16 protein-coding genes are annotated in these 16,771 nt (G+C 29.1%); 2 read left to right on the forward strand and 14 right to left on the reverse strand.

Translation table 11 applies throughout. The annotated features are described in order from the left end of the window. Together CUEA01_RS17000 and CUEA01_RS17005 are read right to left on the reverse strand one after the other, a co-directional pair. Complete coding sequence (locus tag CUEA01_RS17000) at window positions 1-645, reverse strand: response regulator (RefSeq protein ID WP_234122957.1); 645 nt, start codon at window positions 643-645, stop codon at window positions 1-3. Between the two features lie 36 nt (window positions 646-681). Continuing rightward, a complete protein-coding gene (locus CUEA01_RS17005; RefSeq protein ID WP_234122959.1) occupies window positions 682-1,830 on the reverse strand; it encodes a sensor histidine kinase in 1,149 nt (382 codons plus the stop codon). A 254-nt stretch (window positions 1,831-2,084) separates the two neighbouring features. On the opposite strand from CUEA01_RS17005, the gene CUEA01_RS17010 reads away from it, so the two are divergent. After that, window positions 2,085-2,297, forward strand: coding sequence for a hypothetical protein (locus CUEA01_RS17010; RefSeq protein WP_234122961.1), 213 nt, complete (start codon window positions 2,085-2,087; stop codon window positions 2,295-2,297). Here CUEA01_RS17010 and CUEA01_RS17015 read toward each other — a convergent pair. From CUEA01_RS17015 to CUEA01_RS17045, 7 genes are all read right to left on the reverse strand, one after another. Continuing rightward, window positions 2,285-3,637: a diguanylate cyclase domain-containing protein gene (locus CUEA01_RS17015; protein ID WP_234122963.1), complete on the reverse strand. Its 1,353-nt coding sequence runs from the start codon at window positions 3,635-3,637 to the stop codon at window positions 2,285-2,287. The two genes, CUEA01_RS17010 and CUEA01_RS17015, sit on opposite strands and share 13 nt — an antisense overlap. 422 nt (window positions 3,638-4,059) lie before the next feature. Then, window positions 4,060-5,199: a hypothetical protein gene (locus tag CUEA01_RS17020; protein WP_234122965.1), complete on the reverse strand. Its 1,140-nt coding sequence runs from the start codon at window positions 5,197-5,199 to the stop codon at window positions 4,060-4,062. 20 nt (window positions 5,200-5,219) lie between these two features. Further along, window positions 5,220-6,188: a phosphodiester glycosidase family protein gene (locus CUEA01_RS17025; protein WP_234122967.1), complete on the reverse strand. Its 969-nt coding sequence runs from the start codon at window positions 6,186-6,188 to the stop codon at window positions 5,220-5,222. A 121-nt stretch (window positions 6,189-6,309) separates the two neighbouring features. Further along, a complete protein-coding gene (locus CUEA01_RS17030; RefSeq protein WP_234122968.1) occupies window positions 6,310-7,572 on the reverse strand; it encodes a serpin family protein in 1,263 nt (420 codons plus the stop codon). A gap of 426 nt (window positions 7,573-7,998) precedes the next feature. Then, a complete protein-coding gene (locus tag CUEA01_RS17035) occupies window positions 7,999-8,664 on the reverse strand; it encodes a hypothetical protein (protein WP_234122969.1) in 666 nt (221 codons plus the stop codon). 143 nt (window positions 8,665-8,807) lie between these two features. Next, window positions 8,808-10,130, reverse strand: coding sequence for a CapA family protein (locus CUEA01_RS17040; RefSeq protein ID WP_234122970.1), 1,323 nt, complete (start codon window positions 10,128-10,130; stop codon window positions 8,808-8,810). An 18-nt stretch (window positions 10,131-10,148) separates the two neighbouring features. Beyond that, window positions 10,149-11,456 carry an amidohydrolase family protein gene (locus tag CUEA01_RS17045; protein ID WP_234122972.1) on the reverse strand — a complete coding sequence of 436 codons (1,308 nt, stop codon included), beginning with the start codon at window positions 11,454-11,456 and terminating at the stop codon, window positions 10,149-10,151. Between the two features lie 163 nt (window positions 11,457-11,619). On the opposite strand from CUEA01_RS17045, the gene CUEA01_RS17050 reads away from it, so the two are divergent. Beyond that, window positions 11,620-12,219 carry a helix-turn-helix domain-containing protein gene (locus tag CUEA01_RS17050; protein ID WP_234122973.1) on the forward strand — a complete coding sequence of 200 codons (600 nt, stop codon included), beginning with the start codon at window positions 11,620-11,622 and terminating at the stop codon, window positions 12,217-12,219. A gap of 237 nt (window positions 12,220-12,456) precedes the next feature. On the opposite strand, the gene minD (CUEA01_RS17055) is transcribed toward CUEA01_RS17050, so the two are convergent. The 5 genes from minD (CUEA01_RS17055) to CUEA01_RS17075 all read right to left on the reverse strand — a co-directional run bounded on the left by minD (CUEA01_RS17055) (window position 12,457) and on the right by CUEA01_RS17075 (window position 16,669). Next, entirely contained in the window at window positions 12,457-13,266 is an 810-nt protein-coding gene (minD, locus tag CUEA01_RS17055; protein WP_234122975.1) for a septum site-determining protein MinD, read from the reverse strand. 70 nt (window positions 13,267-13,336) lie between these two features. Continuing rightward, the gene (gene minE, locus CUEA01_RS17060; RefSeq protein ID WP_235699931.1) at window positions 13,337-13,603 is read right to left on the reverse strand and encodes a cell division topological specificity factor MinE; all 267 of its coding nucleotides are present in this window, start codon (window positions 13,601-13,603) and stop codon (window positions 13,337-13,339) included. A 12-nt stretch (window positions 13,604-13,615) separates the two neighbouring features. Then, window positions 13,616-14,413 (reverse strand): septum site-determining protein MinD, encoded by a 798-nt coding sequence (gene minD, locus CUEA01_RS17065; RefSeq protein ID WP_234122976.1) that lies wholly within the window; start codon window positions 14,411-14,413, stop codon window positions 13,616-13,618. Window positions 14,414-14,621: 208 nt separating this feature from the next. Then, on the reverse strand, window positions 14,622-15,341 hold the full coding sequence (locus CUEA01_RS17070) for a LytR/AlgR family response regulator transcription factor (RefSeq protein WP_234122977.1): 720 nt from the start codon (window positions 15,339-15,341) through the stop codon (window positions 14,622-14,624). Window positions 15,342-15,367: 26 nt separating this feature from the next. Beyond that, window positions 15,368-16,669 (reverse strand): sensor histidine kinase, encoded by a 1,302-nt coding sequence (locus CUEA01_RS17075; protein WP_234122979.1) that lies wholly within the window; start codon window positions 16,667-16,669, stop codon window positions 15,368-15,370. Window positions 16,670-16,771: the final 102 nt, after the last annotated feature.

The raw sequence follows: 16,771 nt of genomic DNA on the forward strand, positions 1-16,771 counted from the left end.
TTACTTACCCATTACTTTCGTCATATATACAATTATTTCATCTCTGCTTTTTAACTCAAGCTTATCAAGAATTTTTGACACGTGATTCTTAACCGTTCCTTCCGTAATAAAAAGTTCCTCACCTATTTCCCTGTTGCCTTTTCCCATAGCAACTAAATTCGCAACCTCTTTCTCCCTAGTTGTAAGCATTGATAAATCATTCTGATTTTTCTCTTCTATAGGTGGTGGTGTATTCAATGCTGATACTACTTTTGTAGCTATCCTTGGATGAAGATAGGTGTCTCCTTTGCAAACCGTTTTTATTGCCCTTATAATTTCATCCGGATCAGCATCTTTAAGTAAATAACCATCGGCTCCATTCCTAAGTCCATTAAAAATATATTCATCATCTTCAAAGGTAGTTAAAATAAGAACTTTTATATTATTAAGCTTCTCCTTTATCTTTAAAGTTGCTTCCACTCCGTCCATATCAGGCATACGGATATCCATTAATATAATATCACATGTAATTTTCGTAAGGATTTCAATTAAATCTTTTCCATTTTCACCTTCAGCCACTAATTCCATATCATTATCAAGTTCCAAAATCAGTTTTAAACCCTTTCTAATGATTGGCTGGTCATCTGCAATAATCACCCGTATCATGTAAAATCACCACACTTTTCATAAGTTTTGTTTAATTCAAGCCCTAACTACTGGAATTACAGCTCTAAAAATGAAGCCCAATTTTTCCTTACTCTCAAATGTAGTATGACCCCCAATTCTAGAAATTCTCTCTTCAATTCCTAATAAACCATATGATTTTTCAATTTTGCTGCAGCCTAAGCCATCATCATTCACTTCTATATGAATATTAGTATCGCCTTTATAAATAATAATTTTTACATTACTAGCTTTTGCATACTTAATTGTATTAGTTAAACATTCCCTTATAGATTTATAAATTACAGCTTTTATCTCTGGTGAATTTTTTTCCACCTCATCATCAAATTCCATAGAAATTTTAACACTTCTATCTACCATTACTGTATCAATAGTTTCTTCTAAAGCCTTCTTTAACTGCTTCGTACTGTTATCACCTTTTAACTTATATACTGTTTTTCTAAGCTGAACAATACTACTTTGCGTAATATTATCAAGGTTTTCTAAAATTTCATCAACCTTTTCATTATCTGTATGCTTTACTTTTTCTAAAACCTTCAAATGCATATTTATTGCCACTAAAGAATGCCCCAGTGAATCATGAAGTTCTTGTGCTAAACGATTCCTCTCCTCAGCAATAGAAAGTTCCTTTAGCTGGCTTTTTTGATGCTCTAACAATTTATTTTTTTCATGTAACTCCAAATTTAATTCTTGTAGCTGCTCTTTTTGTTTACGCATCTCTTTTACTGATATTACAATAAACATTCCAATCAAATAATAAAAAATATCAGAAACAGCTACAGAAAATTCACTATCATGCTTCAGCCATACTGTAAGTAAATCTGAGGCTATAAATGAAATGTAGTTAAAAGCTGCCAAGCCCACAAATTTTTTAGTTTTATCTTTAAATAAAGTTTCAACTAAGCAAATATAAAAATATCCATCTGCAGCACTTCCTACATAATACTTTAATATTCCAGCAATTGCAGTAGAGAATAAAATTGAAGCAATATATATCAAATTTTTTTGCTTTATCACTCTTCTCCTTATAAAATCATTTAATAAACTAATTATAAGAACAAAAATAAGTAAGTTTTTATAGTTAACATTTTGAAAAATTATTTCCTTAAATATAGTTGCAATCAATATAATTTTTACAATTTCAATATACTTATTATACTTCTCCATAAATTAGTCCTCCAAGTTCTTAACCCCACAATTACCTTTTAAAATTACTTACATAATGGAAAAATATATTATACCAGTAAAATTGCGCTGTATCATTAAGATTTTAAGCTAAATTTATTTATTATTTTTTTCTTATAATGATTATTAATGCTCTTAACTTAAGCTTAACCCATCCATAATATTCCATTAATATCCTTTTTATATATTGTTATTTGTAGCAAAGTAGCAATATACAAATTGAGGGGGAAAGTTTAATGAAAAAGAACAAATTAACCTTATTTATGCTCATACCGACTCTAATGGTTGGACTTTCAACAAACTTTGTAAAAGCCGATGACATAAGTAACTCACCTTATAATATAAATTTTCAAATTGGAACTAATGCATCTAAAATGCGTTTCAATTGGTTCAGTCTTTATAATAATGGATCTGAATTAGAGATTGCAAAATCAAGCTATGTAAAGTAAATATATTCACTCTTATTAAATGATTTATTATTTTTTTTATTTTCATACATTCTTTTATCTGATACCTCATAAAGTTCATTAAAAGTTTCTCCATCTTTTGAATAAATGGAATACCCAGCTGAAATACCAATTTTTAACTGTATGTCTCCTATAACCATTGGTAAGGCTACATGCTTAACTATATTATCAAGTATTTTCTTAACATCATCAACATTTTTAATATTTCCAAGAAAAATAAGATATTCGTCTCCACCAAAACGTGACAACTTATCTTTCTTCTGCAGCACTTCATTAATACGTTTTGACACCTTAATTAGAACAGCATCTCCTATAGGATGCCCTAGTTTATCATTTATCTCTTTAAAATTATTTAAATCAATCAATATAATCCCATGCATTTGATTTTTTTTCAATAATTTTTTATGCACAAATGCTTTGAAAGCTCTCTTATTTAAGGTTCCAGTTAAAACTTCTATCTTTGCTTCTTCAATTTTTTCTTGATAAAAATTTGAAGACCAATAAATAAGGAAAAATGTAAGTAAGGTAACTATGTAAAAAAAATACCTCAGACTTGTAGAACTTTTATTTTTTTCATTCCATCCGTCCTTTGGATATATCGCCATTTGCCACTCATTATCCGGCAACTCAATTGTTTTTACAATTGAATCTTTCTTAAATATGCTATAATCTCCCCAGAAACTTGCCTGCTTTTTATCCTCTGAATTTGATTTTAATGCAAATAAATAATTTTGTTTTTTAAGTTTATCATTATATTTTTTCATAAGCTTAGTAAAATTGATTGCCACAGTGGAAAAACCCCAAAATCTCTCCTTACCATTTTCCGTTATAAAAATTGCTTTTCGATTAAAAACCAAATATCCACCTTGTATTGCCTTAACAGGTCCTTGCGTAACTGCTATTCTTTTTTTTATGGCCTCCTCAGAATACTTCCTTCTATTTGGATCAGTCAGTAAATTATGTCCTATTGCTGTTTCATTCCCTTTCAAAGGATAAATCATTGAAACAACACCATTTGGTGCCAACTGAACATTATCTATATTTGGGTTTTGCTTTAATATAAGTTTTGCATAATCATTTATTATTTGTTTTGTTATGTCTGGATTTTTTGAAATGATAACATCAAAAAAATTTGCATATTGAAGACTTTCATTAACTTCAGTTTGAATTTCCTCGTTAACAGATGTTAACTTCTCCAAAGCTAAAAGCCTGTTTGAATTATTGCTTGCTATAAACTGCTCTTTTTGTATGACAAAAAAAATATATAATAGAATAGAACTTACTATAATTGCTGCTGCAATTGAAATAATTCTTTTTTTCATTTATTTCCCCCAATGCAAATAGCTATTGTTCTCTTTTTATGTAGGAGGATGTGAAAAAAGCATTCTCTATATACCGTACATAAATACTTATGACTATCTCATAAAAAACAATACCTACACTTCTCACATACTCTTACTAGAGATAAACCTCTTGAAACTTCAAAATTAATTTGTGTCAAAATGCCATCTTCTAGGCATTATGATGCAAATTAATTTTGGTAGTTGAAACGGTTTATCTATACAAGTTATACTATTATAATATCACTTTTGACAAAATATTTATACCACAAAAATTCCAAAAAATCCTTTTAACTACAAAATAAGCCTTAATCATAGCCAATTATTTAAGCTCCACTTCACCAAATAACTCCTCCTAAGGCTCCAGTAAGAAGTCCTAATATGCATTTTATCGTTGTAGTTTTTCAACTAATATCACAGCTAATTAAACTCCCTTTATAAATATAAAAAAGCTTATTGTTTGATATTTCAACGAACTTTCCGCTATATTGAGTTTTTCTTTTATTTTTAAGGTTAACTACATAATTTTTATGCACGGTAAAAACACCGCAGTTTGTAGTTATTAAAATGTTTTTTTCATCCTCTGCGTTTTTTAAAGATAACTTTTTAAACTTAAGAGTATCAAGCATTAAATTTACTGTATAAATAGAAGAAATTTTGCTTTTATCATTAAGAGAACCTATATACAAATTTCCTAAAGTATCTGAACCAAGCAACAGAGGATTTTTTATATTATCAAGTTTTAGATATTGAGGTACCTGATTAGCAGTAAAGGATGTAGTAACTATAAGGCTTTTTAATGCCTTTGAAATATCACCTCCACCTAAATAAAAACCACTATATACATGAGCATTGGTATATATGTTATTATTATTTAAATCTTGATACAAATAATAATAAGCAATATTAACAGGACAAAAATTTATTATATTTGAAAACTCACTTGAGTTATATGGATAAATGTTCTGGGTATCTAAAGAATCGCTAACCATTCTTAAAAAGCTTACTCCTGAAGAATTTTGTATTTCAACAATAAATCCGTTAGCAAGGCTTATTGAACTTTGTACATCTTTAATAGTAAAATTGTTTTTACTTTTTGAATAAAAATTGTCTTCTAGTTCTATATTAGTTGAACTACTATACTTTGCTTCTAAAACATTATACTGTTTAATAGAATAATTTGTTTTTGCAGTTGGTGTCTTTAAAAGATAATAAATTTCATCTTTATAGGGTATCCATTTAAAAAGAATAAGTTCTTCATCAGAGTTAACAGGTATTTTATTGACCTTTTTAGTGGTTAAATTACTTACACAAATTGTATTTCCAAGCGAATACGCCACATACTTACCATCATCCGATATCTTTATATTATTTGCTTTTGAAGAAAGCTTAATTAAAGATTCGTTTAGCGTGGAAGAAGATACATTTTTAGAAGTAACATAAAGTTTTTTTACTAAAAAATAATTGTTAAAGTATAAAAAGCATACATTTTCAATTAAAATTCCCATTGTCATCCATAAAATAAATTTACGTAATCTTTTCATTTTTATATTCCTTTACAATTTTATTTTACATAAATTATCGAAGGTACTACTCTTCCCATTGGTATATAAAGTTTAGTATTAACGCCAAACTTTAAAGTATCACCATCATAATACATAGAAGTAGAACCTCCCCCATCCAAATTATAGGCAGTTACCGCCCCATACTGAAGCATCAAATCTTGAATATCCTTTAAGCTGGCACCAAAATGAAAAGAAGATGAAAGCCTTCCATCTGTTACTAGCATTATTATTGTACCATCAGCTTTTTGGCCTATAGCGGTCCTTGGTGCTGTATCATAAAGACTAGTTTTAGTAACGACACCCTTTCCATCTACTACTAATGCAGGTCCAAAGCATACTGCTTCACTTACATTAAGTTGTTTTAAATCATTAATACTGTAAGAACCAACAAGCATTTGGCCATCTTTTGTTATTGCCATTGCATCCTCTTTCTCATTGTTATTTTTAGATTCGCTGTACTTTAAAGTACCATTGCTAAATATAAAACCTCCTGGCATATTGTATTTTTCAAGTGAAAATCCACCTGCATTAATTGCACAAGCAGCATTGTATCTTGACGCAAGAGTATCTAAATTCATCCTTGGAATATTAAAATCCATACTGTAACCAACTTTTACTCTTTTGGGATTATGTATAAGAAGAACATAACCACTAAAGCTTTTATTAGCATCAAGTTTTAAAAGTTCGATTTTATTATCAATTTTAAACTTTGAAGTGTCCACTTTTTGCGAATGTACTTTGGAATTTTTTGTACCTATTATATTATTTATTTCTTTATCCGATAAAAAGATTTTCGCAACATATTGATGTCTTCCAGTCTCCATTAAACTCCCCACTAATGCTTGTTTTACATTTTTATATGGACCATAAAAAGCTAGAAACGGACAAGTAATGGCTAAAAATATTACCTGAAAAATCAAGAAAAAAGAGGCTTGTACAATAATTTTTTTTATCTTATTTTTATTCACCTTTTATTCTCCTCTAATTTAATTTAATTTTATAGAATACACACTATTACATTATACTTTTATATTTCTAGCTTTGTATGTTTATTGCAATTATTTGACTTTTTGTTAACTAATTATTAATTTATTGCTTTTCCGTTGGATTATGGACAATTCCAATAAAAAGAATCGTGTCATTAGATTTTATTGCAAAAATAAAAGGTCTGTTTAAAATCATTTTTGCCACTTCACTTTTAGGTCGTGCAGACCCCATATAGTTAATCTGTGTAAATGCTGCCGCTTCTACTCCTTCTTCATCAATGGCAATATGCGTTTGCTGACTAATTTTTGATATAAAAGTTTTTTTATTAGTAATGCCTGAAAAATCAGCATTGCTTTTAAATGCAGCTTTTATTCCTATGCTTTCCAATGCATCATTTAGATTTAAACTATTACCATATGAAAATTTAGGCACCTGAAAGATTACCTTTCCAAAGGTGCTGTCTTGATTCTTAAAAATAGCCGCAACCTTTTCTGGTGTAGAAATTAGGCTTTCTGCACTTACTCCTTCATCTGGAAGAATAAATACCATGCTGCCGCCGTTTTTTAAGTCAAGTGACGAGGCCATATACCCAGGACCTTTTGTAAATCCATGTGAAGAATAAGTCGTATTCATAAAATCACATTGTATTTTACTACCATTTGATAAATGAAAAGTATCAGCCTTTGTTTTATTTTTATCAAATCTGTGAATCCATTCATCTTTATAGTAAATTGTATTTAATATAGCCATAATCTGTTTTTTATCAATATTTATATCAGGTGATAAATTTCCATTTGTATTTTTAGAAATCCAGTTGCTCATAAGCTTTGAAGTGTTTTTGCTATCAAAGTTAACATTAAATAAGTAAGCATAAAATTTATTAATAACATTGTCTTCAAAAGATTTATTAAAGAGCATATTTTTTTGCAGCCATATAGAATTTGCTATTTTAAGCTTACCTATTTCATTATCACAATATAGAAGCTTGAAAAGTTTACTGTTTTGATTAGAAACATAATCTACATCCTTCCCCTCCATGCCAAGGGCAGAAAAAATTTCATTTTGTGTAGTATTCTTTGAGCCTATTCCAGCCATAGATAAAGCAATATAAAGACTTGTTGGCGAATAGCTTATATTTTTATTACTTCCACCTAAAATTTTAGAAGTAGACATAAAAGAAAATTGATTTAAGGATTGCTTAAACTTCTCGTCCAATTGATTTTTCTCTCTATTTTTTATCTTACCATTTTCATCATTAAAAGAAGTGTTCTTAGGATAAGTAGGTGTTTTTATAGCTTTATCATTGCAGGCTGAAAGATTTACTAACATAGCAATACTAATGGCATAAAAAAATATTTTTTTCATCTAATTCCATCTCCATATATTTTATTTTAAGGCAAATCTGTTATTCGTTTATATTATTTTATCACTATTCATCCTAACTGGAAATATAATCAATAAATGTATTACTAATGAAAAGTCAACACTTGAAGATTAGTTAAATGAATTTTACCGTTAGAAAATAATTGTATATTGTGAAACAAAGATGGAACTGCCGCATAAAATTATTTTATAAACAAATTTTAAGTATTGTGAAACAAGGTATAGTGCAAAATGAAATAGCCTTTGGTAGGTGGAGCAAAACGATGTTAGTGAATAGCATCTTAAAATCTTAAATAAAATTAATAAAACTAAGCGTCAAATTTTTTAAAGCTTAAGAGCTTTAGAAGAATTGACGCTTAGTTGTAAATTATATTCTTCATGCCACATTAGAAATTAATAAGAACGGGTTCAATAATATTGATTGGCAAAGCCCAAACCCCAAGTAGGTGTATATTCTTTCAATTTTTCATTTACTAAGTTTAATTCCACTACAAGTTTTTTATTCAAAAACAAATGCAATTTAGATTTAAAATTAAATATTGAAAAAATGCAGGCAAATATAACACCAATTGTTGAATTTAAACAGACATTTACCAACGTTGAAATATCCTTGATTAAAATTGAATTGATTATTAAAAACACTAATTGATTTGTTGCAAATAAAATAATACTATGTTTCGGCTTTAGACATGCTATTGAAGCAAGACCCAACAATGATATAAGATAAGGTATAAAATTTCCAGTATATTCATAGTTAGAAAAATTAACATATTGTGCCCAAATCAAACACATTGCAATAATTGAAAGATTTATTGCACCAATATATCTTTTATTTTTAGCAAAAAATAAAGTAAAAATCCCTGCTACTTCAAATATGAACATAAGTATACTTAAATAATAATCAGTATCTATATTTGAAAAATTTAGGATCATCCAAATAATATCTATAACACACAATGATATTAAAACAATTTGGCATCTTAAATTGTTTGTATGCACAATTTCTTTATAAAACTCATCTTTGTATTCTTTTTTAATATCCATCTCTGAAACTTTACAAACATTATTTTTCATAAAGCTGCTCCTTATTAATAATTTAAAAAACAGTTAATAACGCATCAACTTTTATTCATTCCAAGATTATAGCATGAATTTGTTCATTCATTCAATCTTTTTAATGTTAAATAGCAGCCTTGACTTCCTTCAATATCATTATTCTACATAATTTCAATATGCAGAAGTTTATGCATTAATTCATCAAGCCTCTTTAGTTCTTTAACTTCTTCATCATCAAAATCCATATAATTATTATTTTTGTCTATTCCTTCTACCAATTTATTAAAATTCAAAAGTCTAAAACCAATGCACTTGTCACCTTGCATTTTGGAATAGATATACATGGGTCTAATTTTCACATCAGATATTATGGTCAATTCTTTTCCATCGATTTTCCCTTTAGATATAATCAATCGCAGCATATTGTTCAATCGCGAATTTGGAATATGCTCATGGCAGGAAATGAGGTCACCAAGAGCATAAATAATAAGCCCCTGCTTTTGTAAGCCTGAAAAAGGATCATGAAAGGCATACTTTTCCATAGGCTGAACTCCATGAGGATGATTTCCTACAATAACATCTATACCTAATGCCACTAGCCTATGCCCCATATCAATGACATTTTGAATTGGATATGCTTCAAATTCTAAACTCCAATGAACACATGCAATAATCATATCTGCATTTTTCTGAGCCTTTGCTATATGAATCTGTTTTTCTATTAATGAGATATCACAATCAGGTTTATTAAGCCTTATATAATTGGTAAGATAACTTTTCCCTTGCGGTACTGATTTTCCGTTAATAGAAAAAGTATATGAAAGAAATGCAATTCGAATGCCATTTTTCTCAATGATAGGGATATCATCTCTTTGCTGCTCACTGCTAGCTGTTCCTACATGTTGACACCCCTTCTTATCAAGAAATTCAAGGGTTTCAATTAATCCCTCCTCTCCCATATCCAAACAATGATTATTTGCAGTAGAAAAAAAATTTATTCCCTTGCCTTCTTTATACATAAGATCAAAAACTTCTGGCGTATTATTGAGAGCAGGTGCCTTTAGTATATTCTTTGGGACAAAGCTTGCAGCTACAGATGGAACTACTGGCGTTTCAAGATTAGCACAGCATATATCTGATTCGAATAAAAAATCCTCTGCCTCATTCCATAATTTAGACGTATTATCTGTTCGTATATGATGAGAAGCAAGTATATCTCCTCCAGCCGTAAAGCACAACTTTGAAGTTTCGTAAAAACCTTCTGGCAAAGTAAATTTAAGGTTCTGTTCTCTAAAATATTTTTCAATGTTTTTACCCCGCTCAGCCTTTTCTACTGGATTAAAAAAGTATTTATAGCCCCACCACATTTTTTCGCCAAAGTTCATATACTCTGAATTTCCCTCAAGCTCTTGAGAATATTGAAAGTTTTTCTTATGCAGTAATCCATTGATTCTGCACACTAATTTTAGGAATTCCATTGCCATGATACAACTCTCCTCCTCTTAAATAATATTAAGTAATTCATCTACTTCCTTTATCTTTTTTATCTGTGGATTATCAATCAAAAGATTTCCTCTAATCACCATATCGACCTTTGATAATGCTCTCAAATTAGTTAACGGATTCTCTTTTACTACAATAAGATCTGAAGCTTTACCAACTTCAAGAGTGCCCGTCAAATTATCAATTTCAAGGATTTTAGCATTTTTTCGTGTAGCATTATGAATAGCAGCTTCTGCCGAAAGTCCAGCATATTTAACAACATATTCAAGCTCACGCCATGTATTATATTGTGTTACAAATGGACAGGAGGAATCTGTACCAAGTCCAGTCAAAATGCCTGCTTCAGTAGCCTGGAGTAATCCCTTTACCATTCCATCAAGAACAATTTTGGCATTTTCAACATTTATAGAACTCATAAGTGTAGCCTCAGGTTTAAGCTCACATATTGTAACTGCTGCATAAAGTGTTGGTATAAGACTTGAATATCCACGAAGAGATTTAGGGTTATTTAGAAAAAGTTCAATTATTTCTTCATCAAGAGCTGCACCATGTTCAATTGTATCTACTCCTCCCAAAAGAGCTATTCTCACCCCCTCAGTGCTTTCAACATGGGCAGCTACCAATAAGCCAACCTTATGTGCTTCTTCACAGACAGCAGAGATTTCTTCCAAGGTCATTGCTAGACGACCGGCCTGTCCAATAACCCTACTATCTGTTACTCCACCAGTAACGCATATTTTTATAAGGTCAGTCTGCTCATAAACATTCTTACGGACAACTTTTCTTGCTTCCCAAGGAGAATCTGCTACATGAGAAAAGCTGCCAGCTCCATGTCCACCAGTAACAGAAATAGCTAGTCCTGCTGCAAGCAATCTTGGTCCCTTAAGTTTTCCCGAATCAATCATATTTCTAAGTTTCACATCTGAATAAAACAGATCACCAACAGCTCTTATGGTTGTCACTCCAGATTTGAGCGCTGTAAGGGCATGCTCCTTTACCATGCTATCAAGTATCTTCCCGCCAATTTTTGTTCTCAGCATACCTACAATCTTCTCCTGTGACTTGCCTCCACCAATGGCTTTCATAGGTTTTCCACTTCCAAATAAATGTGCATGAGCATTTATTAACCCAGGCATAACATACTTGCCACATATATCTAAACTAGTATACCCTTTCGGCACTTTAACTTCAGAAACTTTTCCTATTTTTTCTATCTTCCCGTCACTTACTATCATAGTCATATCTTTTCTCAAACCAGAATTTATACCATCTATAATATGACAATTTGTTAGTGCATAATTTGACATGATATCATCTCCTAATATATATAATTTTATCTTTAGGCTATGTTTTAAATAAGTGTTGATTTTCACACTTATTTAAAACATAGCCTATCTTTATTGACTTTATGTGTTTTCAGGGATAGTATTATAAATAACTTTTTGAATCTCATTTTTTGGAGGAAATTATATGAATATTACAAAGCTTAAGCAAATCCGAAAATCTAAAGGTTATACTTTATCAACCCTTAGTAGCATAATTGGCTGCACTTCTAGCTACTTGTCTCAATTAGAACGTGGTCTCAAGCAACCGTCCCTAGAAATGCTAAGACGTATAAGTGATTGCCTTGAGGTTCCTATATTTATTTTCTTTTCAGAAGCTGAAACTTCGGATTTGCAAGTTAATAATCAACGTACTAGCGAATATAGTATAGTTAGACATGACAACAGGAAAAAAATTGTCATGCCAGATATATTAACTGAATATGAATTTATCACACCATATAATGTAGATGGAAGTGATAACTGTCGTATCGTTGGAATGTACACTACTCTTGCTCCTGGAAAATGGGCGTGTGAAAAATTAATTTCACTTAATTTCGATTTTAGTGTTTTTATCCTTAAAGGTACCGCCACCGTGAGTTTAAAGGAAAATACGTTGATCCTTCAAGAGGGAGATAGCATATACTTTAATTCAGGAGCTAAACATAATTTTTACAATTCAGGCAATGAACAACTTGTCCTTATTGGATATGGTGAACGTAATAAACTAATATTAACTCACAGTTAATTAACTATGAGTTAATATTAGTTTATATAATATACATTGTCAATAAAGACTATGATACATTATTTACTGTCATAAAAAGAAAAGGCTATAATTTAAAAAAATGCTGATGTGAGCTTATGTCATTATGTCACATCAACATTCTTTTAAAAATAGCCAAACATCCTAAAGGGAGTCTAATACGCAAATACTCTACTTTATATTTTATTTTTCAATACTATAGATAAACCATTTCATTTGCTAAATCATGAGTTCTAAAATCAAAGATAGCTTTTTGAATAAACTATCACACTTGTAAGTCTTCTCCGTATAATTTTCAAATGAGATTTTTCTTCCCATTATTCTAAGTCCTATTTCTTTAAGAGCTTTTACGGAATTAAAGTTAAGATTTGACGTAAAATATCCTGATTTATTTATAGCTGATCTCATTGCTTTATCATACTCAACTATTCCTATAATTTCTACATTTAAATTGTCAATTATTTCACCTATACTAAGCATTTGTCCACAGTTTGCCATTCTGCTGTTAAATCTATTAATAATAATCTTAATATCATAAAATCCTTTTTCCTCTAACTTACCTATGACTCTATCTGCATCCCTAATGGAAGTTATTTCTGGATTAACTACAACTATAGCACGACTCGCACCAATTACTGCATTTTCAAAACCTTGTTCGATTCCTGATGGAGAATCTATAAGCACATAGTCAAAGTTCTTCTTAAGTTCATTAATCAAACCCATCATTTGTTCTTTTTTTATATCACTATTTCTTTTTATTTCAGTATTTGGAAGTAAATACAAATTATCATACTTCTTATCTCTAATTAAAGCTTGTTTTAACAAACATTTATTTTCAATTGCATCTACTAATGTATAAACAATTCTATTTTCAAGCCCCATAATTATATCTAAATTTCTAAGTCCTGCATCTCCGTCAACCAGAACAACTCTTTTTCCCATACTTGCAAGTGAAATTCCTATATTAGCTGTTAAAATTGTTTTTCCAACACCACCTTTACCAGATGTTATTACAATCACTTCTCCCATAATTTCATCTCCTACTGTATGTATTTAATTACCTTATAGATATACAACTTGAAAAGTTAAAATTGTATATCTATAGTAACTGCTTATTTAGACACTTTTTTATTGGCATCTTTGCAACTAGCCTGGATGACCTAATATTTTCTATCTCATTACTAATCACTTTAATATCTACTGCCGATTTATCTATCTCAAAATATTTTGCAATAACATCTAGTATTTCAAGTTTTATCATTTCCAGAATTTCACGAGATACATTATTTCTATCATTTATCAATATAAGCTTTAATCTTTCATTAGCTATTTCCTTTGATGAAGGTTTATCAGAAAAAATAATCAAAAATATCCCCTCCTATTTTAAATTAAATAATTTCTTTAGTGCATGTGTAAACTTACCATTATTATCCTCAAAAATTTCAAAAGGAACCTCCACTCCAGTTATTCTTGTAGCAATATTCTTAAATTTCTTTCCAATATTAGTGTTTTCATTTAGTACTATAGGTTCGCCTTTATTTGTAGATATGGTTATTAATTTATCATTTGGAATTATTCCAATAAGTTCAATTTCTAAACTATCAATTACATCATCAACGTCAAGCATTTCTCCATTTCTCACCATTTCATAGTCTATTCTATTTACAATAACTTTATGGTCAGTGAAACCTTTTTCGTCCAATTTACCGATAACCCTATATGCGTCTCTTATAGAAGTCACTTCTGGATTAACAACTATTAAAGCTCTATCTGCTCCAACCACGGCATTTTCAAAACCTTGCTCAATTCCCGCCGGGCAATCTATAATTACATAGTCAAATTCACTTTTAAGCTTATCTATAAGTGCAATCATTTCTTCTGATTTCACATCACTTTTATTTTTTGTCTGTGCTGTTGGAAGTAAAAATAAGTTTTCATTTCTTTTGTCTTTAACTAACGCCTGCTTCAGGCTGCATTTTCCTTCTAAAACATCAACAAGCGTATATACTATCCTATTTTCCAATCCCAAAAGTACATCCAAATTTCTAAGACCTGTATCCCCATCAACAAGTACAACTTTCTTTTTCATAGCTGCCAGTGCAGTGCCTATATTAGCTGTAGTAGTTGTTTTACCCACTCCGCCTTTACCAGAGGTTATTACAATAACTTCTCCCATAAAAATCAACTCCTGTAAAATAATCTTTCATTTTCTTCCGCATATACTGTCATAAACTTTACTTATTACAAATAAAATATCATAAATTGTGGTATATATACTGATGTTGTAAAAAAATAGCCTTGGAATGTAAAAAATCATAAAAAAACATACATGCTGCTTATTACACATGTACGTTTTTCCTAAAGATAAACCAGTATATCTTTATCTACATTTCTTCTAATAAATAGTTATAGTACCTTTCTTTTATGGCTACTATATTAGAACTACTTATAGGTATAGTCGTATCATTACCTATAAATATATTTGCATTTTCTATCTTCAAAATATGATTCATATTTACAAGAAAACTTTTATGACATTTAAAAAATCTTTCATCTTCAAGACTTTGAATAAAATCATCAAGTTTTGAATAAAAACTAATGACTTCACCAGATTTTAGGTATATATTAACAACCCTTGCTTTGCTTTCTGCATATAAAATATCTTTATAATAAATTCTATAAGTTCCTTTTCTATTTTTTATGATAATTTGTTTATTCTCTTTGTTTAATGCCTCTATAGCTATTTTAATAACATTACTAAGTTTCTCTTCATTTACTGGCTTTAAAATATAATAAAAAGCGCTAACATCATAGCTATCTATAGCATAGTCTTTTGAAGAACTGACAAATATAATTTTGCATTCCTTATCAAATTCTCTTATTTTTCTTGCAATATCAATACCATTAGAAAATTTCATATAAATATCTAAAAATATTATGTCTTCTAACTCTTTAGCTGAACTGATATGGTCAATAAGATCTTGTCCTTCACTGAAGGAACTTATTTTAAAAGATATGTTTAATTCCTTAAGCTTCTTTGATACATAGTGAGAAATTATTTCAAGTTCTTCTTCTATATCATCGCAAATTGCTATATTTATCATCTACATCACCAACTTTATTTTATACCCTATTTAAAGTTCATGACAACACTTACTTGAAATTCATTATAATTATAATTTATATTAAAATAACCATTATATTTTTCAACTATTTTTCTAACATTAGATAACCCTATACCATGTCCCTCACCATTTTTAATTGTTTTTATAACATTGCCTTCTTTTTTTATTTGTCCATTAAAATTATTCTTAATTTTAATTACTAACTGAGAGCCTATAATTTGTGCTTTTAAATTAATAAACTTTCTGCTTTCATTAGCAATATTATTGCAAGCTTCAATGGCATTTTCAACACAATTACCTATAACAATAGACAAATCAAGATTGTCCACCTTAATATCTTGCGGTATATTTACATTAACATTAAAATCAATGTTATACTGAGCAGCGATACTTACATAATGTTTTAGTATTGAATCTATAGTAAAATTCTTGCATAACACCCCAACACTTTGGCATATTTCATTTTCATTAAGTTTTTCAAAATATTCCGAGGCCGCTATGTAATTTTTAGCATCTAGCATTACCTTTATTGCTAAAAGATGATGCCTTATATCATGCTTAAATGCATAATAATCATTAAGCGACTTATTTAAGTTTATGTAATTTTGTTTCTGCAGCTCTAGCTGAGTATCTATAATTTTAATTTTATATTCCAATTCTATATTTTTGTTTGCAGACCAAATTGCAATAAAAATTATTATGTATGATAATATAATTAAAATTACAAATAAGAGGCTTTTAACTAGCTCCTGGAAACTCATAGTATTAAAATCATACAATTTATATTGTATAATTAAAAATATAGAAATTATGATGCAATAAAATGATATTGTATTTATCACTTTATTATTCACTAATGTTAACATTTCTTTATAGAATCGTCTAAAATAAAAATATGTTATGGGTATAAAAGCTAATTGAATAAAAATTCTAAGTGCTGAAAATGGGAATTCATACAAATTAATATTTTTAAAATTAAATAAGCCTATTATATAAGAACATATTATTAAAATTACATTTGAAAATAACCATGTAGTTAACATAGTAAATAATTTTGTTGAAAAACTTTCTTCAAAAACTAACTGGAGATAAATAATAAAACTAAAAGTTATAAGATATATTATGTATTTATAGTATATATAGTATCTAAAAAGCACATAAGAAAGAATACATCCCAGTACTACCATTAAATAATTAATTAAGAACGCAGTTATGGAATATTTAATACTCTTTTTTCTAGTAAGCAGCAAATTGATATATATAAAATTTATAAATACTATTACACTAGAGCTTGCTAAAAAATTCATGATTTTCCCCCTACATTCTTTATATAATATTTTCTCTATATGGATTTTATTATATCATAAAAAATGCCACCTAGACTTAATAGTCTTTAGTGGCATTTTTTA

The organism is Clostridium hydrogenum (assembly GCF_021432385.1).
GTDB classification, from domain to species: Bacteria; Bacillota; Clostridia; order Clostridiales; family Clostridiaceae; genus Clostridium_S; species Clostridium_S hydrogenum.